The organism is Listeria farberi (genome assembly GCF_014229245.1).
In the GTDB taxonomy this organism is placed as follows: Bacteria; Bacillota; Bacilli; order Lactobacillales; family Listeriaceae; genus Listeria; species Listeria farberi.
The window spans coordinates 198957-223971 of record NZ_JAARZJ010000003.1 but is presented as its reverse complement, the minus strand read 5'-3'; the positions used below and the strand labels follow the sequence as shown (position 1 = coordinate 223971).

The 25015-nt window shown below is 36.2% G+C and carries 26 protein-coding genes and 1 other annotated feature; of the genes, 1 reads left to right on the top strand and 25 read right to left on the bottom strand.

Features of this window, described 5'->3' with window-relative positions:
- Nucleotides 1-97: 97 nt before the first annotated feature.
- The 15 genes from zurR to recO all read right to left on the bottom strand — a co-directional run bounded on the left by zurR (nucleotide 98) and on the right by recO (nucleotide 16105).
- Nucleotides 98-523: a transcriptional regulator ZurR gene (gene zurR, locus HCB45_RS04220; protein WP_185318786.1), complete on the bottom strand. Its 426-nt coding sequence runs from the start codon at nucleotides 521-523 to the stop codon at nucleotides 98-100.
- Nucleotides 504-1382 (bottom strand): zinc ABC transporter permease ZurM, encoded by an 879-nt coding sequence (gene zurM, locus HCB45_RS04215; RefSeq protein WP_003766892.1) that lies wholly within the window; start codon nucleotides 1380-1382, stop codon nucleotides 504-506. Before zurM ends, zurR begins: the two co-directional genes overlap by 20 nt.
- Entirely contained in the window at nucleotides 1357-2130 is a 774-nt protein-coding gene (zurA, locus tag HCB45_RS04210; protein WP_185318787.1) for a zinc ABC transporter ATP-binding protein ZurA, read from the bottom strand. The genes zurM and zurA overlap by 26 nt, the downstream gene beginning before the upstream one ends.
- Before the next feature lie 141 nt (nucleotides 2131-2271).
- The gene (locus HCB45_RS04205; protein WP_185618954.1) at nucleotides 2272-3198 is read right to left on the bottom strand and encodes a manganese-dependent inorganic pyrophosphatase; all 927 of its coding nucleotides are present in this window, start codon (nucleotides 3196-3198) and stop codon (nucleotides 2272-2274) included.
- Between the two features lie 15 nt (nucleotides 3199-3213).
- Complete coding sequence (locus HCB45_RS04200) at nucleotides 3214-4107, bottom strand: deoxyribonuclease IV (RefSeq protein WP_185318789.1); 894 nt, start codon at nucleotides 4105-4107, stop codon at nucleotides 3214-3216.
- A 15-nt stretch (nucleotides 4108-4122) separates the two neighbouring features.
- On the bottom strand, nucleotides 4123-5430 hold the full coding sequence (gene cshB, locus HCB45_RS04195; protein ID WP_010991558.1) for a DEAD-box ATP-dependent RNA helicase CshB: 1308 nt from the start codon (nucleotides 5428-5430) through the stop codon (nucleotides 4123-4125).
- A gap of 179 nt (nucleotides 5431-5609) precedes the next feature.
- Complete coding sequence (locus HCB45_RS04190) at nucleotides 5610-6731, bottom strand: Nif3-like dinuclear metal center hexameric protein (RefSeq protein ID WP_185318790.1); 1122 nt, start codon at nucleotides 6729-6731, stop codon at nucleotides 5610-5612.
- A complete protein-coding gene (locus HCB45_RS04185; protein WP_185318791.1) occupies nucleotides 6728-7432 on the bottom strand; it encodes a tRNA (adenine(22)-N(1))-methyltransferase in 705 nt (234 codons plus the stop codon). Before HCB45_RS04185 ends, HCB45_RS04190 begins: the two co-directional genes overlap by 4 nt.
- 69 nt (nucleotides 7433-7501) lie before the next feature.
- Complete coding sequence (gene rpoD / locus HCB45_RS04180) at nucleotides 7502-8626, bottom strand: RNA polymerase sigma factor RpoD (protein ID WP_003730430.1); 1125 nt, start codon at nucleotides 8624-8626, stop codon at nucleotides 7502-7504.
- Between the two features lie 94 nt (nucleotides 8627-8720).
- Nucleotides 8721-10601 (bottom strand): DNA primase, encoded by a 1881-nt coding sequence (gene dnaG / locus HCB45_RS04175; RefSeq protein WP_185318792.1) that lies wholly within the window; start codon nucleotides 10599-10601, stop codon nucleotides 8721-8723.
- A gap of 19 nt (nucleotides 10602-10620) precedes the next feature.
- The gene (locus HCB45_RS04170) at nucleotides 10621-11061 is read right to left on the bottom strand and encodes a YaiI/YqxD family protein (protein ID WP_185618953.1); all 441 of its coding nucleotides are present in this window, start codon (nucleotides 11059-11061) and stop codon (nucleotides 10621-10623) included.
- 187 nt (nucleotides 11062-11248) lie between these two features.
- Nucleotides 11249-12073 (bottom strand): pyruvate, water dikinase regulatory protein, encoded by an 825-nt coding sequence (locus HCB45_RS04165; protein ID WP_185318794.1) that lies wholly within the window; start codon nucleotides 12071-12073, stop codon nucleotides 11249-11251.
- A 33-nt stretch (nucleotides 12074-12106) separates the two neighbouring features.
- A complete protein-coding gene (glyS, locus tag HCB45_RS04160) occupies nucleotides 12107-14173 on the bottom strand; it encodes a glycine--tRNA ligase subunit beta (RefSeq protein ID WP_185618951.1) in 2067 nt (688 codons plus the stop codon).
- Nucleotides 14166-15056, bottom strand: coding sequence for a glycine--tRNA ligase subunit alpha (gene glyQ, locus HCB45_RS04155; RefSeq protein ID WP_185318796.1), 891 nt, complete (start codon nucleotides 15054-15056; stop codon nucleotides 14166-14168). Before glyQ ends, glyS begins: the two co-directional genes overlap by 8 nt.
- A 67-nt stretch (nucleotides 15057-15123) precedes the next feature.
- Nucleotides 15124-15297, bottom strand: a binding site (T-box leader).
- A gap of 40 nt (nucleotides 15298-15337) precedes the next feature.
- Complete coding sequence (recO, locus tag HCB45_RS04150; RefSeq protein WP_185318797.1) at nucleotides 15338-16105, bottom strand: DNA repair protein RecO; 768 nt, start codon at nucleotides 16103-16105, stop codon at nucleotides 15338-15340.
- 136 nt (nucleotides 16106-16241) lie between these two features.
- Between recO and HCB45_RS04145 the strand changes: the two genes are divergently transcribed.
- The gene (locus HCB45_RS04145) at nucleotides 16242-16859 is read left to right on the top strand and encodes a DUF4352 domain-containing protein (RefSeq protein WP_185318798.1); all 618 of its coding nucleotides are present in this window, start codon (nucleotides 16242-16244) and stop codon (nucleotides 16857-16859) included.
- 48 nt (nucleotides 16860-16907) lie between these two features.
- Here HCB45_RS04145 and era read toward each other — a convergent pair whose 3' ends face one another.
- From era to prmA, 10 genes are all read right to left on the bottom strand, one after another.
- The gene (gene era / locus HCB45_RS04140; protein ID WP_185618949.1) at nucleotides 16908-17813 is read right to left on the bottom strand and encodes a GTPase Era; all 906 of its coding nucleotides are present in this window, start codon (nucleotides 17811-17813) and stop codon (nucleotides 16908-16910) included.
- Nucleotides 17810-18205 carry a cytidine deaminase gene (locus tag HCB45_RS04135; RefSeq protein ID WP_185618947.1) on the bottom strand — a complete coding sequence of 132 codons (396 nt, stop codon included), beginning with the start codon at nucleotides 18203-18205 and terminating at the stop codon, nucleotides 17810-17812. Before HCB45_RS04135 ends, era begins: the two co-directional genes overlap by 4 nt.
- Nucleotides 18206-18229: 24 nt before the next feature.
- A complete protein-coding gene (locus HCB45_RS04130; RefSeq protein ID WP_003771868.1) occupies nucleotides 18230-18625 on the bottom strand; it encodes a diacylglycerol kinase family protein in 396 nt (131 codons plus the stop codon).
- Nucleotides 18603-19088, bottom strand: a complete 486-nt coding sequence (gene ybeY, locus HCB45_RS04125) for an rRNA maturation RNase YbeY (RefSeq protein WP_185318800.1) — start codon at nucleotides 19086-19088, stop codon at nucleotides 18603-18605. The genes HCB45_RS04130 and ybeY overlap by 23 nt, the downstream gene beginning before the upstream one ends.
- A 16-nt stretch (nucleotides 19089-19104) precedes the next feature.
- Nucleotides 19105-21261: an HD family phosphohydrolase gene (locus tag HCB45_RS04120; RefSeq protein WP_185618945.1), complete on the bottom strand. Its 2157-nt coding sequence runs from the start codon at nucleotides 21259-21261 to the stop codon at nucleotides 19105-19107.
- 15 nt (nucleotides 21262-21276) lie between these two features.
- Nucleotides 21277-22236, bottom strand: coding sequence for a PhoH family protein (locus HCB45_RS04115; RefSeq protein ID WP_185618943.1), 960 nt, complete (start codon nucleotides 22234-22236; stop codon nucleotides 21277-21279).
- A 187-nt stretch (nucleotides 22237-22423) separates the two neighbouring features.
- Nucleotides 22424-22870, bottom strand: coding sequence for a GatB/YqeY domain-containing protein (locus tag HCB45_RS04110; protein ID WP_003736634.1), 447 nt, complete (start codon nucleotides 22868-22870; stop codon nucleotides 22424-22426).
- 19 nt (nucleotides 22871-22889) lie between these two features.
- Nucleotides 22890-23063 (bottom strand): 30S ribosomal protein S21, encoded by a 174-nt coding sequence (gene rpsU, locus HCB45_RS04105; protein WP_003719762.1) that lies wholly within the window; start codon nucleotides 23061-23063, stop codon nucleotides 22890-22892.
- Between the two features lie 197 nt (nucleotides 23064-23260).
- Nucleotides 23261-24028 carry a 16S rRNA (uracil(1498)-N(3))-methyltransferase gene (locus HCB45_RS04100; RefSeq protein ID WP_185318803.1) on the bottom strand — a complete coding sequence of 256 codons (768 nt, stop codon included), beginning with the start codon at nucleotides 24026-24028 and terminating at the stop codon, nucleotides 23261-23263.
- Nucleotides 24029-24973: a 50S ribosomal protein L11 methyltransferase gene (prmA, locus tag HCB45_RS04095; protein ID WP_185618941.1), complete on the bottom strand. Its 945-nt coding sequence runs from the start codon at nucleotides 24971-24973 to the stop codon at nucleotides 24029-24031.
- Nucleotides 24974-25015: the final 42 nt, after the last annotated feature.

Here is a 25015-nt window from a genome sequence, read left to right as displayed (position 1 = left end):
ACGATAAAAAGTGTCGAGAATAAGAAACAAATATGAAATAACTATGAACATTATCTCCAAAATAAAAAAAGGTCCTGAATGGGGACCTTTTTTTCTATTAAGAGGCTTGTAAACATTCTGGACATTCACCGTAAACCTCAAATTTATGACCGTCAATTTGGTAACCAGGTAAAGCTTCAGTTAAAAAATCCATTGGACACATCATAATTTCTTTTGTTTTGCCACATTTCATGCAAATAAAGTGATGATGGTGATGCTCGTGTGTACAAGCCAGACGGAAATTTCGTTCCCCAGAAAGATCTGTTTCTTCAAAAATACCTATCTCAACAAATAAAGAGAGATTACGGTAAATTGTATCGAAACTAATTCCTGGAAAATCGTCTTTCATATTTTCTAACACATCTTTGGCTGTTAAATATTTATTTTTACGAGCTAGTAAGTTAATTAGAAATTCACGTTTATCTGTATGTTTATAGCCTTTTTCCTTCATCTTCATGAGTGCTTCAGTTGCTGTAAGTCCCATTTTCCTCACCTCGTTTTGAAATTAATATTTTTTGACGTATTTTTTGATATAAAATGGTGATGATTAAAAGTAAAACAGAAATAATGACGATTGCCCCACCTGGAGCTAAATTTAAATAATAGGCTGTAAATAAACCACCAATAACCGCAATTTCACCAAATAAAATTGAAAGTAAGATAGTTTGTTTAAATCCTTTGGCAATCCGAATCGCTGCTGCAACTGGCAAAGTCATTAACGATGATACAAGTAAAATACCAACGATTCGCATGGAAGACGCAATAACAAGCGCGACTAAAACCATAAAAATAATATCGAATACTTTAGCTTTCAAGCCGGAAACTTTTGCATATTCTTCATCAAATGATAACAAAAATAGCTCTTTGTATAATGATAATATAACGATAAATACGATGATTGCTGTAACAACAATCGTAATCATATCAGTCCGACTCACGGCACTTACACTACCAAATAAATAACTAAATAAATCAGTATTAAATCCATTGGCTAAAGAAATAAAAATAACAGAAAAACCCATACCAGCCGACATAATAATCGGAATGGCTAGTTCTTCAAAATGTTTATAAACGGTGCGTAATTTCTCCATTAATAAAGAGCCCACTACGGAAAAACCAAAACCAAGATATAACGGATTAAGTGCTGCTAGTGGCAAATAAGTTTTACTTAAGAATAAACTAACTGCAATCCCACCCAATGTCACATGACTGAGTGCATCTGCCATTAACGAAAGCTTTCTTACAACGATAAAACTTCCGAGCAGTGGAGCGATAACACCAATAACAATACCAACGATAAATGTATTACGAATAAAATCATACTGGAGAAGCGTCGCAATCAAGACAAGCATCCTCCCTTCTACGTTGTTCTGCTAATATTTCAAGTTCGCGGTCGGCCAAATAATGTTGGTATTCATGGGCTGAACCGTCAAAAATAATTCGTTTATTAATACTAATAACATGATTAACATACGTATTCACTGCAACTAAATCATGCGTTACAAGTAAAAGCGTCATTTCTTCTGTCCGGTTTAATTCTGCTAAAAGCTCATAAAATGCTTTTACATTTTCTACATCGATTCCAACAGTCGGCTCGTCTAAAATTAAAAGCTCTGGTCTACTAACTAATGCACGCGCGATAAAAACACGTTGTTGTTGACCACCGGAAAGTTCGCCAATATTGCGATGTAGATAATCAGTCATTTCAACTCGTTTTAAAGCATAATCAATAGCTTCTTTATCTTGATTATTCAAGGTTTTAAATAAGCCTTTTTTCTTTGTTAAACCACTTGCAACGACTTCTTTCACAGTAGCAGGAAAAGCGGAATTAAAAGCATTGGATTTTTGAGAAACAAAGCCAATTTTGACCCAATCTTTAAAATCTGCTTGTTTTTCTCCAAATAAAGCTATACTTCCTTGTTGTTTTTTGAGTACGCCAAGGATTAATTTTAACATGGTTGATTTACCTGAGCCGTTAGGGCCGATTAAACCAGTAAAACTGCCTTTTTCCACTTGAAAATGAATGTTTTCTAAGGCATGTTCTTTGTCATAATGGTAACTAACATTATTTACTTCTATGATTTTGTTCATTCATGTTTCTCCTTTGACAGCATTTGCTAGCCGCTTTTACTAGTATATAAAAGATTGGTTAAAATGTAAATCGTAATTACTTCGAATTAAAAAATAGCCAAAAAAACCTGGAAAGCAGTGAGCATTCCCAGGTTCGTATAATTATTTAGCAAAAGTGTCAGTTAAGATTGGAACAACTTGTTTTTTACGAGATACGACACCTTTAAGTGGTGCTTGATTTTCTACAAATTTAACGCCGTATGCTTCTTCTACAACGGCTGTCTTGGAACCAATAGCAATTCCAACCGAGTCATTAGTAAGAATATTTGTGATGACAAATAAGTATAAATCAAGTCCTTTATCCACAATGTTTTGTGTCATAAGTGCTTCAACTTCCGTGCGACGGCTAAGTACATCATTTACATCAACTACATTGATTTGAGCGATTTCTACTTTGTTGCCGTTCATGTTGAATTCTTTCGCATCAAGTAATAGTTCAGCAACTGTTTTTTTGCTAACATCTGCTCCAGCTTTTAGCATTTCCATACCGTATGCTTGAATATCAACGTCTGCAATGAGAGCTAATTTTTGAGCAGCCACTTTATCTTCTTCTGTGCATGTTGGTGATTGGAATAAAAGTGTGTCAGAAATAATTGCGGAAAGCATTAAACCTGCGACAGTTTTACTTACTTCTACTTCATTTTCACGGAACATTTTTAGAAGGATTGTAGTAGTACATCCAACCGGCTCAGCGCGGTAGTATAGTGGATCAGATGTTTCGAAATTAGCGATGCGGTGATGATCAACGACTGCAACTACTGTTACATCATCAATATCATCCACGCTTTGTTGGCGCTCATTATGGTCAACAAGCGCGACTTCAGAAACTTCATTTGCAACAGTTTGAACTAGGCGAGGTGCTGTTACTTGGAAATAATCAAGAACAAAAGCTGTTTCACTATTAAGCTCTCCTAAACGAACCGCTTCAATATCTGCTCCTTGTGTTTTTTTTAATTCTGCGTAACTAATGGCAGAACAAATCGTATCTGTATCTGGATTTTTATGACCGAATACAAGTGTTTTTGTCATTATTTTCGTCTCCTTTTAGCTGTTTTGAATTTTATTTAATAAATCTGGGTCAAATTCGCCATTTTTTAACATGGCGATTTCCCATTTGTATGGGGCTTTTTTCGATGCTTTATCTTCACCAACATAAGGCGTTTCAAGTATTTTTGGAACGTTCGATAGTTGCGGATGATGCACAATATAATGAAGCGCATCAAAGCCGATATGGCCAAAACCAATATTAGCATGGCGGTCTTTATGTGCGCCTCGCTCGTTTTTACTATCATTGATATGTAACACTTTTAAGCGGTCAATACCGATAATTTTATCAAATTCATTTAACACTCCGTCAAAATCATTGACAATATCGTAACCAGCATCGTGTGTATGACATGTATCGAAAGTAACTGATAATAATTCATTGTGTGTCACACCGTCAATAATTTGTGCTAGTTCTTCAAAAGTGCGGCCACATTCAGAACCTTTTCCAGCCATTGTTTCTAAAGCGATTTGTACATCTTGATCATGTATTAAAGCTTCGTTAAGCCCTTGGATAATTTGTTTAATTCCTTTGTCCGCACCTTCACCGACATGCGCGCCGGGATGAAGTACGATTTGTTTTGCACCAAGCGCACGCGTACGTTCGATTTCAGATTGTAAGAAATTAACGCCTAATTCAAATGTTTCTGGCTTAACTGAGTTACCAATATTGATAATATAAGGCGCATGGACAACGATGTCAGCCATATCGTGAGCTTTCATGTGTTCTAAGCCTGCTTCAATATTTAACTCTTCAATTGGCTTTCTACGCGTATTTTGCGGAGCACCAGTATAAATCATAAACGTATTTGAGCCGTAAGAAGCTGCCTCTTCACTTGCGCCAAGAAGCATTTTCTTCCCACTCATTGATACATGAGAACCTAGTCTTAACATAAATTCATTCCTCACTTATCGTTTTTTCCGTCTTTCACGACGTTTGATTTCGTTCATTTTATAGTTGATTTTCTTTTTATAGTTTGGCTTACCTTTTTGTTTCGCTTTTTTACGCATACCAATTTCACGTGGATCAGCTGTTTCGCGTTTAGCTTCACGTTTGGCACGGCGATTGCGGTCTTCTAGTGTAACGAATTCTTTATTTTTCCAATCTACGTGTTTAAACTCGATACCCATTTTTTCAAGTTGATTTAGGCGATCTTCGTCTGATGGTTCAAATAAAGTAAGTGCAATACCTGAATGTCCTGCACGTCCAGTCCGACCAGTACGGTGAATATAAAAATCGAGATCATCTGGTAGTTCGTAGTTTACAACATGACTAATTCCTTGAATATCAATACCGCGAGCAGCTAAATCTGTCGCAACAACATATTGATAATCTAAGTTTTCGATTTGTTTCATCGTCCGTTTACGTTCACGAGGGTTTACATCACCATGGATTTTCGCTACTTTTAGCCCACGTTCGATTAAACCGTTTGCTACCTCATCAGCTGTTGTTTTTGTATTAGTAAAAACAATCGCTAAATACGGCTGTGAACCAACCAAAACATTTTTAAGTAAATCAAGTTTATTACGGCTACGAGTCGCCATAATACGATGTTCCACTGTTTTTGAAGCAGCAACTTTTGGTTGAATATGCTCATAACGCGGATTTTCCATATATTTGCTTAAAAATGGTTTTAATTTTTGCGGAATTGTCGCGGAAAAAACAAGCATTTGTAAGTTAGCAGGCATTTTTCCAGCAATATGGTCGACATCGTTTAAGAAGCCCATATCAAGCGTCATATCTGCTTCATCAATAACTAATGTTTTAGCAGTATGAACAAATAAAGCTTGTTCGCGAATTAAGTCATTAATACGACCAGGTGTTCCAACAATAATTTGTGGTTGTTTTTTCAGTTTATCAATTGCACGTTGTTTATCCGTACCACCAATAACGAGTTGAACAGCGATTTCTTTTTCACTAAATTTCGTTACTTTGCGAATTTCATTATAAATTTGAGTAGCAAGCTCACGACTTGGTGCCGTAATAACCGCTTGTACTGCATCTTTTTCAGGATTCACATTGTTAATAATTGGCAAAATAAAAGTATGGGTTTTCCCAGTACCTGTTTGAGATTGTCCAATGATACTTTCCCCTTTTAAAATGCCTGGGATTAGCTTCTGCTGTACTTCTGTTGGCTCATAGAATCCTAATTTATCTATTGCAAGCCCAATAAAAGGTTGAAAGCCAAATTGGTCAAACCTTGATTTCTTCGTCATAAAATATTTCCACTCCGTTCTATACCTAGTAGCCATTATAGCACATATTAGGTCATTCGTGCGCGCGATAAGACAACTTTGTCAAAACAATCAAATCGATTAAACTAATTACAGAATTTTTTAAAGAAATAACGCAAAAAAAACGACTAATTCCTTTTTGGGAAATTAGTCGTTTTTAATTAACAAAATTGGAAAGGATCCGTATTGACCTCTGAAACAATAAATTCTGCCTCATAATCTAAAATTTTTGCTTGCTCTTCCATTTTGTTTTTCAAGTAGCCTTTCATTACTTTTTCAATATTGTGTCCAGCATCAATAGTCGGTAAATTAATAGCTTGTAAATCATGAGCTGTATGATAATAAACATCTCCTGTAATGAAAACATCGGCACCTGTAGCTTTTGCTTGGTGAATAAATTTATTTCCATCCCCACCAATAATGGCTACCTTTTGGACGCTAGCTTTTAAATCTCCTATAAAACGAACATTATCAATTGCAAAAGCTGTTTTTAACTTATCAATAAAGGAAACCATACTAATTTTCTTAGGTAAAGTTCCAACACGACCAAGTCCTTCTTTGTAAGTCTGTGTTTCAAGTGTATAAACATCAATTGCTGGTTCCTCATATGGATGAGCAATTTTCACAGCTTTTGTGATTGTTTCAGTTAAATATTGAGGGAAAATAGCTTCTATTTTAACTTCAGGGATAGAAGTTAAAGTTTCTTTTTCGCCGATAGTTGGATTTGCGTCAGTGCCTGGTTTGAATGAACCGATTCCAGTTGTATGGAAAGTACATTCTGTATAATTTGTCCCTATTTGTCCTGCTCCGTTATTTACAAGTGCTAAACGGACAGATTCGAGTTCGTTTTCTGGAACATAAACAGCAATTTTGCAATAAGGTTCTGTGTAAGTTTCCTCAATCATCGTAGTATCTTGCAAATGGAGTAAATCTGCTAAAATATCATTCACTCCGCCTTGAGCAATATCTAAATTGGTATGAGCAGCAAAAACAGTAATATCGTGCTTAATAAGTTTTTTTATCATTTTCCCTTGGTTTGTTGTTGTATCAATGTGTTGTGTTGGACGATATAAGAACGGATGGTGCGCGATTATTAAATCCACTCTTTTTTCAATTGCTTCATCCACTACTTCTTCTAATACGTCTAATGTAAACATAACTTTCCTTACTTTTTTGGATAAATCTCCTACTTGAAGGCCGATTGGGTCGCCTTCCATTGCTAATTTTTTAGGAGCAATTTTTTCCATTATAGCGGTATATTCATAACCATTTGCGACTTTCATTTTAGCACATCCTCTACTAGTGAGATTTTATGTTCTAATTCGTGAATTTTTGCTTGATTTTCATCTGATATTGGTTGGTTGCTGGAGATAGTTTGAATAATGTTTTGCCATGTATTAGCTTCATGGCGCCATTTGCTCTTAAAAACAGCTGATTGTTCTTTTAATAGACAAGGACCGAAAAAGATTTCTTGTTTTGTCCAAGTAACTTCTTTTTGAGAAGGTTCAAGAACAATGATTTCATATATTTTATTGTCTTCACGCAAAATAGCCTCTGAAGAAATTAACCAATTATTTTTTTCGGACCATTCTCTAAGTTGCCACGCTGCAATATTTGGCTGCAATATCATTTTGCTTACACCAGCAAGTTTTTCAGCGCCTTCCTCTAAAATTGTACGAATTAATGTACCACCCATTCCAGCGATAACAATTGTATCAATTTTATCATCTTTTTCAATAACTTCTAAACCATTTCCTTTTCTTACATCAATTTGATCAGTTAAGCCAGAGGTCCGTACTTGTTTTTGCGCAGACTTAAAAGGTCCATCGACAACTTCACCAGCGACTGCGAAAGAGGCAGTTTTATTTTTTATTGCAAAACATGGCAAATACGCATGATCACTACCAATGTCAGCAATTCGTTCGTTTGTTTTTATGTAAGAAGCTACCTTTTCGAGTCGCTTCGATAGTTGTTCCTCGTTCATTTGATTCCCTGCTTTCCTTTTCATTAAAAAGGCAGGAGAACGTTTTGTCCTCCTGCCCGGTTCGTGCAATTATTCCAGGAAGTCTTTTAATTGTTTGCTGCGGCTCGGATGACGTAATTTACGTAAAGCTTTTGCTTCGATTTGACGAATCCGTTCACGAGTTACACCAAACACACGACCAACTTCTTCTAAAGTGCGCGTACGACCATCGTCTAGACCAAAACGTAAGCGAAGTACATTTTCTTCCCGGTCTGTTAATGTATCAAGCACATCTTCAAGTTGTTCTTTTAGTAATTCATAAGCTGCATGATCGGACGGTGAAGTCGCATCTTGGTCTTCGATAAAATCACCAAGGTGTGAATCGTCTTCTTCGCCGATTGGTGTTTCAAGTGAAACTGGTTCTTGAGCGATTTTTAGAATTTCCCGAACTTTTTCAGTTGGTAAGTCCATTTCTTCTCCAATTTCTTCTGGTGAAGGATCACGCCCTAAATCTTGTAATAAGGAGCGTTGCACACGAATTAGTTTGTTAATTGTTTCGACCATGTGAACAGGAATACGGATGGTTCTTGCTTGGTCCGCAATCGCACGGGTTATTGCTTGACGAATCCACCATGTTGCATAGGTACTGAATTTAAATCCTTTGTTAAAGTCGAATTTTTCAACGGCTTTCATTAGTCCCATGTTGCCTTCTTGAATTAAATCCAGGAATAACATACCTCGACCGACATAACGTTTTGCAATACTTACTACAAGTCGTAAGTTGGCTTCTGCAAGACGTCCTTTCGCTTCAATATCACCAGCTTCAATGCGTTTCGCTAAAGCAATTTCTTCATCGGCAGTAAGTAAGTCTACGCGACCAATTTCTTTTAGATACATGCGCACAGGGTCATTAATTTTAACACCTGGTGGCACACTCATATCTGTTAAATCAAAGGATTCGGTTTCTTCTTTTACAAGTTCTGTTTCATCTGGGTCCTCGTCGTCTGCATCGTCAGAAACTTCAATGCCCGCTTCACCGACATGTTCTAAATACTCATCCATTTGATCGGAATCTAAAGTAAATGGAGCTAATCTGGCAGCGATTTTTGCATAAGTTAAAATCCCCTTTTTCTTACCTTCTTCTATCAGGGCTTCTTTTACTTGCTCAACATTTAGTTCAGCAACTGGTTTTGTGTTTTGTGTTTTATCACTCATAACTGCCTGTATTCCTCCTTCCAAAATGCCGCTAACCTTATTAAAAGGCTTCTCTTAGGTAATAATACCATCATTTAGCGGTTTTAAAACGTTATTAATCCAATTGGCCGCTGTTTAACTTACGGTTAAGCTGGACGATTTCAAGCATCACGCGAACTTCATTTTCTTTGTCGTTTTCGCGAATCAAAGCCGCTAGTTGTTGCTCAAGTTCTTTCTTTGTTTGTTCTAATTTAAAACGTTTGAGGCTTTTAATGTAGTCTTCAAACTGTGTTTTACCTTGTTCATCTGGACTAATAATCATCTCAAGGCTACTGATAAGTCCTTTCATTGTAGGGTCAGAAATACTATCCATGAATTTCGTTGGATCCGCATCATTACCCTCTGCAAAGTATCCGATTAGATAGGTATAAAGCGCTTTGTAGTTATCATGGTAAAACGTAGTGTCGCCAAGAAGTTGCTTAATTAAAAGAAAATTATCTCGGCTCTCCATCATAGCTTTCATGAGTTGCTGCTCTGAAATCGTATGCGCAGATAACTTTTGTATTGGCTGCTCAAAGGAAAAGAGCATTTCTGAATCTTCTTGCGGAATCATCCCCATAAAAGAATCATCTATCAGCGGTTCATTATAGCTTTGATTTTGTCGCTCTTTTTGTGTATTTTTCAGCGATTGTTGCAATTGTTGTTTTAATGTTTCTATAGTTAATTCAAATTCATCTGCTAGTTGTTTTAAGTATAATTCTCGTTCAACAGCTTGATCAAGCTTAGCAATTTCACGTAAACAGTCATCGATATAAGCGATTTGATCTGTCTCATTTTGCAAATTGCGTTCTTTGCGTAAATAGTTGATTTTAAAAGCTGTCCAAGTCATTCGTTGCTGTTTGTAGATTTCTTTGAATTTATCTGCACCACTTGCTCTAATGAAGTCATCTGGATCTTTTCCTGCTGGGAGTTGTAACACAAAAACATCTAAACGATTTCGTTCAACTAGAAGTGTACCGGCTTTATAGGCTGCTTCAATTCCTGCTCGGTCACCATCATAACAAATAATCGCCCGATTAGTAAGCCGTTTGATTAAATCGGCATGCTCTTCTGTTAGGCTTGTTCCCATTGAAGCAACAGTATTTTGAACGCCGGCTTCTTCTGCAGAAATTACATCCATAAAGCCTTCCATAAGCGTGATTTCTTCTTGCTTTCTAATAGCCTGCCTTGCCTCTGAAAAATGAAATAAAGTTCTTCTTTTATTAAAAATAGGTGTTTCAGGACTATTTAAATATTTCGGGCCATCTTCTCGGTCAAATAAACGGCCAGAAAAAGCAATAATTTGACCGCGATCATTCGTAATTGGAAACATAATTCTATTACGAAACCGGTCAACCATTTGCCCATCATCACGTTCAGATAAAAGCCCAGCCATTCCAGCTAGTTGCAAATCCATCCCTCTTTTTTCTAGGAAAGAAGTGATGGTTGCGTGATGGTTTGGTGCAAATCCAATTTGAAAGGATGTCATCATTTGTTCAGACATACCTCGCTCCTTTAAGTACGTGAGAGCAGCTGCCCCTTCTTCTGTTTCCATCAAAATATAATGGTAAAGCTTGGCTGTAATCTGATGCATTTCAACCATTCTAGCAGTTTCAGAAGTTTCTCTCGGCAAACTACTTGTATCACGCTCTTCTGGAAGTTCAATATCGACGTCTAAATGACTCATATCCGCGACTTTTTTGACCGATTCTACAAATGTGAGCCCATCATGTTCCATTAGAAATGAAAAGACATTTCCTCCCTTACCACAACCAAAACAATGGAAAATTTGTTTTTCTGGTGATACAGAGAAGGAAGGCGTTTTTTCACCATGGAATGGACATAAGCCAGAATAGTTACGACCTTGTTTTTTTAATTGGACATAATTACCAATAATATCTACTATATCCGCTTGATTCCGGACTTGATCGATTACTTCTTCAGGAATCCGCGCCATCTTGACAGTCAACTCCTATTTACTTATTTTTGAAAAATGTAGTCATCCGGTCTTTGAAAAGCACACGATCTTGATCGGTCATTGCTTTAGGACCTTTGCTATATTTGCCTTGTTGCCTTTCCTTGGCATGTCTATAGCGAATATCTAACATTAATGACATTTCTTCTTCTCGGTAAAGTTCGCCCCGATTCGAAAAGACATATGTGCCTTTTGCAAGTAGAATACTAGCAAGGCCAATATCTTGCGTTACGATAATATCACCTTTATTTGCTAAATTCATCATTCGCATATCCGCTGATTCTTTTCCAGTATCCACAAAAATCCAATTCTCTCCATTTGTATTGATAGAGTAATGGTTAAAAGAAGCCACAAAAATAACGTCTAACTGAAATTGCTCTGCGACTTGCTTTATTTCTGCTTTTACTGGACAAGCATCGGCATCAACTAAAATTTTTGGCACATATTCCATCCTCTCTTAAAATCTATGAAGACATGTTAAAAAACGAGTTTTCAACCCGTTTTTTTAATATTATTCGTAGATTCAGCTTTTTTACATGCGAATTTAGATTATACGAGAAGTAACTAACTTTTACAAGTAGTTTTTCCCGTATAATATATATATTCGCCATAAAAAGCAAAAGTCCTTCTTATAATTCTAAATTTTCATCAACAATTTCACCAATGTGGATTAAAATCTCGTTTGCAGTCTCTTCAATGGCTTTATTAGTCACATCTAACACGAAACAATTTAATTTACTAGCTAGTTTAGTAAAAATCGCTAATTCCTCATCAATTCGTTGATTACTTGCATAAGTACCAGCGCCAGGTAAACCAATCGAAATTAAACGCTCTTGTCTAATTTTCGTTAATTTTTGTTTACTAATTTTTAGACCAATTATTTTTTTAGGGTCAATTTCAAAAAGTTCATCTGGGATTTGTGCTTCTGGAACGATTGGGATATTGACAATTTTTAATCCTTTAAGTGCCAGATATTGTGATAATGGAGTTTTTGAGGTTCTGGAAATACCAATTAATACATAATCCGCTTGCAAAATGCCTCTTGGATTACGACCATCATCATTCTCTACAGCAAATTCGATTGCTGCTACTTTATTGAAATAAGCTTCATCCATCGAACGAACTCGGCCAGGTTCAGAAAGTGGTTTAATTTTGTAAGTTTCTTCTAACTGATTTAAAAGCGGACCAAATAAGTCAATAATCGGTACGCCGAAAGCTTGAGCTGTTTTATTTAGCTCTTCTCGAACACTCTCTAGTACAATCGTATGCACGATTATTCCATTATTTACGGCCACTAAGTCAACAATCTCTTCAATCATGTGAGAAGAATCGACATGGTGAAAACGATGAATAAACTTCGGTGTTTGACCAAATTGACTAAGTGCTGCTCTTGTCACGAGTTCGGCCGTTTCTCCTGTTGAATCCGAAACCACGTATACGGCTGGTTGAGTCATACATACTTCCTCCTCTTTGCTCAAATTTTACTTTTATTTTACATTAATTTCATCCATTTGAGCAAATTCTTTAATAAAGCTGGCAAGTTCGAATAGAAGTGCTAGACGATTATTTTTTAATTCATCATTATCGGTCATAACTAACGTATTATCGAAATAAGCATCAATTGTTGTACGTAAATCCGCAAAAGCTTTGAGTCTGTCAACAATTTTTAAACCAGCAAAATCAAATTTCAGTTTTTCTAACTTATTGAAAAGTGCTTGTTCGTATTCATTTTCAAACAAGTTTGGATCTACTTCTACACCATCTTCATATTTTTTAGAAATATTAACTACTCTTGTTAAAGCTTCGATGGTTGGGCGGAACCACTCTGCGTCCGCATGTTTATTCAATATTTGAGCACGATCAATCAATTGAGGGATCATATTAGGATCGCCGCCGATCACAGCATCAATAATATCATGGCGAATATGATGGCCTTGTAAAATAACACGTAAACGATTTTTCAAGAAAGTCTGCACTTCTTTTATTACATCTGAACTTGGTAATTCTGTAGCTCCTTCTGCACGTTCCATATCCACAATACGAGAAACCACTTCAAGCATTGGAATGTCCCAACCATTTGCTTGGATAATACGCACCGCCCCAAAAGCACTACGGCGTAAACCAAATGGATCAGCAGAACCTGTTGGTGCAATATTTACACAGAAAAAGCCAATTAATGTTTCTAATTTATCTGCAATAGCAATAAGTGAACCTAAGTCCGTTTGTGGTAAATCGCCTTCTGCAGAAGTTGGTAAATAATGTTCACGAATAGCAGTTGCGATTGCTGGTTTTTCACCTTGTAATAACGCGTATTTTTCACCCATTAAACCTTGTAATTCAGGGAATTCACCAACTATGTTTGTCACTAAATCAAACTTATAGATATTGGTTAAGCGGATGATATCTTGTTTATCTTCTTCTTGCCAATCCAGGTAGTCAGCAAGCATTAATGCTACTTTTTGAACACGTTTCATTTTTTCTGTTAGCGTGCCCAATTTTTCGTGGAAAACAATATTTTGGAGTTTAGCCACTGCTTCGTCAATCGTCATTTTTAAATCTTCTTGATAGAAGAAATCCGCATCAGACAAACGAGCGCGCAACACTTTTTCGTTTCCTCGGGCTACTGTGTCAAGGTTTTCATGATTCCCATTACGTACTGTAACAAAATGAGGTAAGAGCTCGTCTTCTTGGCTAAATACAGGGAAATAACGTTGATGTTCTTTCATTGTGGTGATTAACACTTCTTCCGGTAGCTCTAAATATTCTTTTTCAAAATTACCAGATAAAACCGTTGGGTATTCGACGAGGTTGGTTACTTCTTCTAACAAGTCATCGTCCTCTTTAATTTGCCAATTTTCCATAGATTCTATTTCGCGTAATTGTTCGACGATGGCTTGTTTACGTTCTTTAGCATTAACGACTACAAATTGTTCTAGTAATGCATTTGGATAGTCACTAGGTTTTTTAATTGTAGCTGTCTTTCCTAAGAAACGGTGACCACGAGATGTGTTGCTCGTTTCAACTCCAGTAATCTCAAAAGGAATGATTTCTTCACCGAACATAGCAATCAACCATTTAATCGGGCGAATGTATCGTAAATCATTACTGCCCCAGTGCATACTTACAGGGAAAGTCATGCTAGTTACTACTTTTTCTAAGCTTGGTAGTAAGTTGCTTGTTTTTTCACCGATTACTTCTTTTTTAATATAGATATATTCAACGCCTTTAATATCTCGGAAAGTAAGATCAGCTGGGTCTACTTTTTGGCTTTTTGCAAAACCTAGTGCAGCTTTTGACCAGTTGCCATCTTCGTCTAATGCAATTTTTTTCGCCGGACCTTTTGCTTCTTCTACACGGTTTGCTTGTTCTTCTGCCATTTTTTCAACAAGAACAGTTAAGCGTCTTGGTGTCGAATAGGTTTTAATTTCGCCAAATTCGATTTTATTTTCCATTAGCCAGTCCGTTACACGTTTTTCCAATTGTAAAACAGAGCTAGTCACATATTGTGCTGGCATTTCTTCTAAACCAATTTCTAATAAAAAGTCTTTACTCATGACGTTTTCCTCCCTCTTCTTTGACTAATGGGAAGCCAAGTTTTTCTCGTGATTCATAAAAAGTTTTGGCGATTCGTCTGGCTAGATTTCTAATTCGACCAATATACTGCGCACGTTCGGTAACCGAAACTACCCCACGAGCATCTAGAAGGTTAAAGGTATGCGAACATTTTAATACATAGTCATACGCTGGGAAAACTAATCCTTCCTGCATTTGACGAGCTGCTTCTCTTTCATATGTGTCAAAAAGAGTTAACAACATATCTGTATTAGAAGTTTCAAAGGCGTAAGTGGAGTTTTCGTATTCTGCTTGAAAGAAAATATCACGGTAACTAATGCCTTCTGTCCATTCTAAATCAAATACATTTTCTTTATCTTGAATATAACTTGCTAAACGTTCCACACCATAAGTAATTTCGGATGTAACTGGGAAGCATTCCAAACCACCTACTTGTTGGAAATAAGTGAATTGAGTAATTTCCATTCCATCTAACCACACTTCCCATCCAAGGCCTGCGCATCCTAAAGAAGGATTTTCCCAATTATCTTCTACAAAACGGATATCATGTTCTAATGGATTGATACCTAATTTTTCTAAAGAACCTAAGTAAAGCTCTTGAATATTGTCAGGAGAAGGCTTCATCACTACTTGAAATTGGTGATGTTGGAATAATCTGTTTGGATTTTCTCCGTAACGACCATCTGCTGGACGACGCGACGGCTCTACGTAACCTGCTTTCCATGGTTCTGGACCAATTGCTTTTAAGAAAGTATAAGGGCTCATTGTGCCAGCACCTTTTTCCACATCATACGATTGCAACATAATACAACCTTGTTCGGACCAATAATCTTGTAATGTTCTAATCATTGTTTGTAAATTCATTGCTTCCACCTCCAAAGATAATTCAGCCAATATAAAAACTCTCGTCCCTATATGCTGATTTAAAGCATATAGGGACGAGAGTTAGCTCGCGGTTCCACCCTATTTGGAATTGAAATAATTCCCACCTTGATTTCGCTGTACTCCAGAACGCCTTCACAAAAAGTTAGATATCCGGCTCTCACCACACCCGAACTCGCTAAAAATAGAGCTTTTTGTTACTATTTTCCTTCAATGTACCTATTAGTTGATATATTACAAGATACTGTATTTTTGTAAAAAAGTCAATCGTCACTATCTTTTTTTAACATATTTTCCCATTTATCCATATCGCGCAAAAATTTCCTGCTTTTTAAATATAATCCAGAATATTCATCGTAGTAAGTGTCAATAGCTTTTTGTAACCATTCTTTTGTTTCTTGTTTTACATCAATATTGCCTAATCGATCTAATTGGAATATAAAAAATAGCCGCAAAAGTTTTACTACGTTTTCCGGTAAATGCATCCGGTAATGGTCTTTATCAAAGCAGCGATGGCAAATAATTCCGTTGCTCCTTGTTGAAAAATCAAAATGTCCTGTTGTCTCTCCGCAAATAGCACATTTATCCATCATTGGGTAAAGTCCTAAAACAGGTAGCATTTTCATTTCGTAAATTTGTGTTAGAATTTGTGGATCATATCCTTCATCAATATCACGTAAAACTTGAAAAGTTAGCTCATATAGATATGGATTGGGTTGACGTTCTTCTGTTGCCTTATCCAATAACTCACATACATATGTGGCATAAGCCGTCATAAAAATGTCTTGTTGGATGGAAGAAAAATTTTCGATAACTTCTCCTTGTTGAAGTGTCCCAAGCCCATTCCCTCCAAAAAAAGTGAAGTAACCATTTGTAAATAATTGTGTAACAGCTGCTAATCTACTTTTGGTTTTCTTTGCACCCCGAGCAACCACACCAATTTTTCCAAATTCTCGCGTATACATGCGGACTATTTTATCTGATTCACGATAACTCGTCTGCCGTATCACGATTCCTTCGCATTTCTCCATGTGGCACCCTCCTTTTTGATTCTTTTTATTATAACATTTTCTAATGGATTATGTCTTTTTATATTTTTTGCTATCTTTCCACGACTTGCTATTGTAAAATAGAGAAAAAGGCAGGAAAGAAAGGATTTTTAATTCTATGGGTATGTTACTTATATTGTTAATCAGCTTATTTATACTCACATTCATAGGTGTAGTTGTAGGAATTATTTTGCTAATTGTTAGAAAAGAAAGATGGGCTGGTATTATTGTTACTGGATTATCATTTGGGATTGGATTTTACGTATTGTTAGCAGGGTTAAACGTAACAACTGTTAGCTTACTTCAAGGCTTTAATAACCCATTTTCTTTTTATAGTAATAGTGGAACAGATGTTTATTCTAATGACTATGCAGAAAACTACGATGAAGATTTTTATAATGATTATACGGATGTAGATTATGGCGAGTCCGTTGTTTTAGAAAATGATAGTACTATAACTGTTTATAAACCTGAAGTGTCTCAAAAGAAAGATGGTTACGATGTTTATCAAGTAAAAGTAAAATATGAAAACACAGGGGTAGATCCTACACCATTTTATTCGGAGGACATCTCTCTTTACGATGATGCAGCGGAAGACTATGGCCAACAAATTACAGAAGATGGTTTCTCTGGAGATGTTCAGCCAGGCGAAACAAAAGAATTAACGCTTTACTATGAAGTATATAATTTTGGTCCTTATAGTATAGAGTATGACAATTACAGTTGGACTGAATAAAAAGCATCTAGTATACACAATTAAATTGTGTGTACTAGATGCTTTTTATTAATATTCTTCGCGATCAAAACCATAATCATGTAAATAATGCTCTTTATCTCGCCAATTTTTTTGAACTTTCACCCAGATTTCTAGAAACACTTTAGAACCGAGCAAACTTTCAATTTCTTTTCTAGCACGCATTCCTATTTGCTTCAGCATTTGGCCTTGTTTACCAATAATAATCCCTTTTTGGGTGCTTCTTTCCACGATAATAGTTGCATTAATGGTTAATTTCTCCGTTTTAGGATTTTTTTCAATTCCTTCAATAACTACAGCAACAGAATGCGGTACTTCTTCACGTGTTAATTGCAAAACTTGCTCACGAATCAATTCAGAAATAATAAAACGTTCTGGATGATCTGTAATTTGATCTTTTGGATAATACATAGGACCAATTTCAAGGTTATTATTTGTTTGTTCTAATAAATTAGGCACATTATTTCCTTCAAGCGCGGAAATTGGAATTATTTCTTCAAAATCCATAAGTTCTCGGTACTGTTCAATAAGTTTGATTAAATCCTCTGGGGAAATTAAGTCGATTTTATTAATTAGAAGAAACACAGGGGTTTGAACATTTTTAAGTTTTTCAATGATAAATTCATCCCCGCGACCAAAACCAGTGGATGCATCGATAACAAAATAAATCAAATCAACTTCTTGAAAAGTGTTTAATGCAATCTTTACCATAAAGTCGCCTAATTTATGTTTGGGTTTATGTATTCCTGGTGTATCGATAAAAATAATTTGTGATTCGTCTGTTGTATACACGCCTTGCACTTTATTTCTAGTTGTTTGCGCTTTATCACTCATAATAGCAATTTTTTGGCCAATAATATGATTTAATAAAGTTGATTTCCCAACATTCGGTCGCCCAACTATAGCGACAAATCCTGATTTAAATGGTTCACTCATAACATATCCTCCGATGTGAATGCGCCTGGTAAAAGATCTTTCACTGTTACCGTCGCTGTTTTTCCTGTTAAGTTTGTTAAAATTACTGGCATATCTGGCGCACAAAATTCACTAATTACTTGTCTACATGCCCCGCAAGGCGATACTGGTCCATCTGTATCTGCTACTACAATTAATTGTTTAAAATCTCTTTTCCCTTCTGATACAGCTTTGAAAATCGCTGTCCGTTCAGCACAATTTGTTAAGCCGAAAGAAGCATTTTCGATGTTACAACCTAATACGACTTCATCATCTTTCGTTACAAGAGCTGCTCCAACTGGAAATTTCGAGTAAGGAACATACGCAAACTCTCTTGCTTGTTTTGCCAGTGAGATAAAATTATTTTCTTTCATTTACCAAGTCACAATCCCTTCTTTTTATAAAAACATCTGACAAAAGTATGGTATAAATATAATTAGTCCGATAAAACTCGCTACAATGGCTGCGAGTAAAACTGCACCAGCAGCAACATCTTTTGCTTTTTTCGCTTCATCAATGTATTGCTCTGTTGCTACATCCACGGCTCTTTCAATCGCTGTATTAACCATTTCTAACGTTAATACACCAAAAATAGATAGAATTAATAAAATCCATTCAGATCTAGTCACATGAAAGAAAAAGCCACAAATAACTACCGCAAGTGCCGCAAATGTATGAAACCTCATATTTCGTTCTTCTAAAAAAGCAGTTTTTAGCCCGGTAAAAGCGTGCTGAAAGGACTCTGCATAGTTTTTACTACGTTTATACTTTCTATCTTTCGAGTCCATAAGCATCCAACACTTCTTTTTGTAAGCCAAACATTATTTTTTCCTCGTCAGGCTCCATATGATCATAACCAAGCAAATGCAGTAATCCGTGAACTGCTAGAAAACCTAATTCTCTTGCTTTCGTATGTCCGTAATCTTTTGCTTGTTCTTCTGCTTTTTCAGTAGAAATGATAATATCCCCGAGCATTCGTGGAGTCTCGCCCTCTAAATCTCCCCACTCAATTTCTGTTTCGCCATCGCCCATTTCCTCGAGAGCAAAGGAAATAACATCTGTTGCTTGATCTTTATTACGATATTCTCGATTTATTTCTCTAATGCCTTCATTTGTTGTAAAAGTTAGGGAGAGTTCTGTGCCTTCCTCAATTTTTAAATAACTTGCTGCAAATTGTAAAATGTTTTCAACCAGTTGTTTATCTTCATCCGGTAATTTATTTGTTTCATCCAACAAGTCTATTTCTAAGACCGTCATTTTACGTCCTCCTATTTCAATCTTTGTCATCAGGATATTGAATTCGTTGATGATATATTCCGTTCAATGTGGCAATTAAAGTGTCGCGAATGATTTTAATTTCTTTGATGGTAATATCGCATTCAGTAAATTGCCCATCTAGGAAACGATCTTTAATAATTCCGTCGATAATTTCTGTTATTTTGGCCATTGTGGGTTCTGAGGAAGATCGAACAGCCGCTTCCACACTATCAGAAATATTGATTATCGCAATTTCTCTTGTTTGCGGTTTTGGTCCACTGTAACGGAAATCTGCTTCTTTTACATCCGGGTTTGTTTCCTTAGCTTTATAATAAAAGTATTTAAGCAACGTTGTCCCGTGATGTTGTAAAGCAATATCAATAATCGGTTGAGGCATATGATTTTCTTTTAATATTTCCGCCCCATCTTTAGTGTGCGAAAGAATTATATCACGACTTTGCTCTGGTGTCAGCCTATCATGCGGATTAATTCCTTGAAGTTGATTCTCCACAAAATAGGGCGGGCGTAATGTTTTACCAATATCGTGATAAAAACAACCCACGCGAACAAGTAAGCTATTTGCTCCAATTTTATCTGCACATGCTTCAGCTAAGTTTGCAACCATCATACTATGATGATAAGTTCCTGGAGCTTTCATTAGTATTTTTTTGAGTAGAGGATGATTCGGATTGGCTAGCTCTACTAATCTGCTCGTAGTTAGTAATCCAAAAATAGTTTCAAAGAGTGGAATAACTCCAACCCCAAGAATAAATGCACCAAATCCCCCTAAAAAGGCATAACCAATTGCCATCAAAGTAGACACTTGAAGTAGCGTACTATTATTAACTAACAATAAAATAAAGACATATGCCATATTGATTAGACCAACCATAAAGCCTGAAAACATGATGGCAGAACGTCTACTATAATCCCGTAAAGCAACTATACTCGTAATACCACTTAATAAGATAAAAATCGTAATTCCACTAGTTGAATCATTTTGAAACGCAAATAAGCTAGTTACAGCAATATATAGAACACTTAAAAAAGCATATTTCTCATTAAGTAAGATTTTAAGTATCATCGGCGCAAATGCTGCTGGGAATAAAAAGGCGATATTAGATATATTTTGATTTTCTAAAAATAAAATAATCAGTAGCATGAATAAAGAAACGACATATACAGACGAAAAAATAAGCATCGTTTGCATCTTTTTTGTTTTTGAAGTAGTTTGTTTTTTCGTATATAGGAATAAAATAGCTGCAAGTGCAATAATAAAAATGGCAAAGCCAGCATATTGTTTGACTGGCATTTTTTGATCTAATAAATGCAACATATTTAATTGCCGATACGTTTCCCGGTCTACAATTTGCCCTTCTTGTACAATTACTTGACCTTGTAGAATTTTTACAGGAACAACAGACTGAGCTGCTTCTTTACGCCGTTCATCAGTTTGTTCTTCATTATAAATTTCATTTGGGACAATCGCGTATGAGACAAGTACTTTTGATACGTTTTTATAATAAGAAGATATGGCGGACAATTCGATGTCATCACGTGCCCTTATTTTGGCGGCATTAAGATTTTCATCACGAATTTTATTTTCCATTGTTTTGGCTACTTCAGTGGTAATAACGTCTTCCATTACATTAAAATCTTTGCTATCAGCCTCAATTAAAGTAGTGAAAACTTCATCTGATATATTCGAAGTGATTTTTTCGGATACATTACTTGATAATTTGTTTTTCAAGTTTTTTAATTTAGTTTCTGTTGTAGTTGGGGCTGGGGCTGGTTCTTTATCTTTTGCTGCTTTTTCTTTATTTTTCTTATCGTTTTCTTCTGCTTCAGAATTCACTTCAATTACATAAGCGAAAAGACTTTGAATTAATGCTACTCGATTTTGTCCTGTTTCACGGTTGTAAACATACACATCTTCTACGGCATTACTTGCCTTAGTCCGTTCTTCTTTTGTTTTCTCCGTATCTTCAACAGTCTGTGGTGATCGAATCGTTTTTTCAGCTACTTGAAATAGCTTTACATTATACGATTCCGGCTTTGTCATTTGGCAGACAAGCAAGTAAGCTACGACAGCAAAACAAATAAGGAGAAGTGGGAAAAGGTATTTTTTTCCACTTTCGATGTACCAATCTCTCCATTTCTTGGCTAGCTTCACATCTTTGTCTCCTTTCTAATTTTGTTTCCCTTCATATGCTTTAATAATTTCAGCTACTAAAGGATGTCTGACTACATCATGGTGTTCAAAGTAAACAAAACCAATATCTTTGACGTCTTTTAATACTTGTTCTGCATTAACAAGGCCACTCGTTGCACCTTTTGGTAAATCAATTTGTGTCATATCACCATTTACAATCATTTTAGAATCATAGCCCAGACGTGTTAAAAACATTTTCATTTGGGCAATAGTAGTATTTTGAGCTTCATCCAAGATAACAAAAGCATGATCAAGGGTACGTCCCCTCATATAAGCGAGGGGGGCTATCTCAATAACACCACGGTCCATTAATCTTGTTGTATGCTCTGTTCCAAAAATATCATATAGCGCGTCATACACGGGGCGTAAATAAGGATCCACTTTTTCTTTTAGGTCTCCTGGTAAAAAACCTAAGCTTTCGCCTGCTTCAACGGCCGGCCTAGTTAAAATAATTTTGCTAACTTTACCTTTTTTCCAAGCGTCTACTGCCATTACGACCGCAAGATAGGTTTTCCCTGTTCCTGCTGGGCCAACACCAAAAACAATATCATGTTTTTTTATCATTTGAATATAAGTTCTTTGTCCAAATGTCTTAGGTCGGATAGGCGCTCCTTTGGCATTTTTAGTGATTTCTTCTTCAAAAAGAGTGTGGAAATATATGAGTGTCCCATTTCTTTGCATTTTTACAGCTTGAGCTATATCTCGGCCATCAATATGGATGCCTCGCTTAACTGTTAAGATTAGTTCATTTAAAACAGCAATAGTATGCTGGACAGCTTCTTCTTCTCCCGTGATAGAGAGTTCTTCTCCACGAGTAATAATTTTTACTTGAAGCAATTCTTCTACAAGTTCGATATTCTTATTATTATTGCCGAATAAATCTTGAATATTTGTGTCTTCGGATAATTCGACTACTTCATTAAATTCATTTAGCATTGGCTAACCCCTTCACCTGTTATAAGTGCTTTAATTAGTTATATTATACACGAAATTTCCTTGCTTGAAAAACGAAGCGATAAGAAGCTTTAATTTCTACTTGAAGTATGTATAAAAAAACAGGATTTCCTTCATAAAATATGAAGAAATCCTGTTTTTAATGTTTTCAAAACTAGTTTGAATTAGTTTATGAAAGATATTTTTTTACGAATTGGTTAACGGCACCACCATCAGCTTTGCCTTTTACTTTAGGCATAATAGCGGACATTACTTTGCCGAAATCAGCTTTACTAGATGCGCCAACTTCTTCGATAGTTGCTTTCACAATATTCTCAAGCTCTTCAGGAGTCAATTGTTTTGGCGCGTAGTCCTCCACAATGACAATCTCGGAACGGACTTTATCAGAAAGGTCGCTACGTCCAGCTTTATCAAACTCTGCAAGAGAATCTCTGCGTTGTTTGAGTTCGCGGGAAATCACGGTTACTTCATCATCCGGAGTAAGATCTTTCACACCTTGGTGAATTGCTTCGTTTTGTAAAGCTGCTTTTAACATACGAATAACGGAAAGTTTTTCTTTCTCTTTATCGCGCATCGCTTGTTTCATATCTTCATTTAACTTGTCAAGCAGTGTCAACGAAATCATCGCCTTTTAATTAGAATTTGCGTTTTCTTGCTGCTTCGGATTTTTTCTTACGTTTTACGCTTGGTTTTTCATAAAATTCGCGCTTTCTGGATTCTTGCAAAGTTCCACTTTTGGAAACAGTACGTTTAAAGCGACGAAGAGCATCTTCAAGCGATTCGTTTTTACGAACTACTGTTTTTGACATCTCTCTTTCCCTCCCTCCGGCACTTACATGCACTCACTTAAATCCTTCATTTAAGTTCCAGAATAGGACATAACGGAAAATAAATTATGAATTATTCTGAAGTAATGCAGATAAGCATTCACTCATTAAAAATTATATACGAAACATCGGGCATCGTCAACATGAAATCGTTAACTTTCGGATAAAACTTTGAAATGTTAGCTTTTTTTATTTTTGTAAAGGTCAAAATAGAATGAAGCAGCGGATAAAACATAGAGCGGAGCAGTTTCTGTTCTTAAAATTCTCGGGCCGAGTCCTGCGAGTTTTGCATTTACTTCTTGAAGTTGCATTAACTCTTTTTCGCTAATGCCTCCCTCAGGTCCAAAAATACATAAAACAGACTGTCCTGGCTTCATGGTTTGGAATAAGCCTACAAGCGCGCTGTCCTCGCCTTCTCTGGCACTCTCTTCATATGCTGCGATAACAAAGTCATAATGAACGTGGTCAAACATTAACTCTTTGAAACTAGCTGCATAATGAACTTCTGGAATGATTGTCCGGTGCGATTGTTCAGCAGCTTCTTGCGCAATTTTTTGAAGTCGCTCGATTTTTTTGATGACTTTCTTGTCATCCCATTTCACCACAGATCGTTCTGCTTTATAAGGGATAAATTTGTGTGCGCCTAGTTCTGTACTTTTTTGAATGATGAGTTCTAGTTTGTCACCTTTTGGTAGACCACTTGCGATGGTAATTTCTATAGGCAATTCGGTATCTTCTTCTAGCCATTTCACTAAATTTAAAAATACTTCGTCATCGTTTATAGCTGTAATAGCGGCAATACATGTTTTTTTGCTAGGAAAAACAATGAAAACTTGGTCGGATTCTTTCATTCGCATAACACGAGTAATATGATGAAAGTTTTCTCCAGTAATGGATAGTGTATCGTTATCATTCTCTAGCTCATTTGTTACAAAATAACGTTGCATTTATTCCACTCCTCGTTTGGAAATAATCGCAACCCAGTCCCCTTGTTGCTCGATTTTTTCAATAACAAGCCCAGCCTTTTTAAGTGCTTCCTCGACTACTTTCGCTTTGTCTTCAATAATCCCGGAAGCAATGAAAATTCCGCCCGGTTTAAGCGTCGCATAAACATCCTCAGGGAAAAGTAAAATAACTTCTGCTAAAATGTTCGCAACAACAATATCCACGTTTTGTTTATTAATATCTTGAAGTAAGTTATTTTGTTTTACAGTAATAATATGGTCTGTTTTATTTAATTTAATATTTTCTTCTGCTGCACGAGTGGCGATTTCATCAAGGTCTGTTGCTAAAATAGATTTTGCGCCTAATTTAGCACTGGCAATACTTAAGACCCCTGAACCAGTCCCAACATCAATTACTTCATCTCCTGGTTGTAAATAATCGCTCAGTGCACGTATACATAGTTGCGTTGTCGGATGTGTACCAGTCCCAAAAGCCATCCCTGGGTCTAACTCAATGATTATTTCGTTAGCGGACGGTGTATACGATTCCCAACTCGGTACAATTGTAATTCGGTCAGTAATTTGAACTGGATGATAATATTTCTTCCACGCAGTAGCCCACTCCTCGTCATCTACATCATTAACAACAAATTGAAACTTACCAAGCGGAATATCAAAAGTAGTGAGGTTTTTCAATGTTTGTTCGATTTCTGGAATTTGCTTTACAAATTCTGTTGTCTTTAAAAAGTAAGCTTTAATGATAACACCGTCTTCTGGATAATCTTCTCGTCTAAGTGCATAAATTTCACCGAATTTATCTTCTCGTTCCCGTAAAAAATCAGCAATATCTTCAATTGACACTCCTGCTGCACCAAATTCTGTCAAAACATTAGCTACTGGCTCTACAGCTTCGTTTGTTGTATGGACTTCTACTTCTGACCATTCCATTTTTCAACACTCCTTTAGTATGTAGAAAAGGTCGATGGTTGC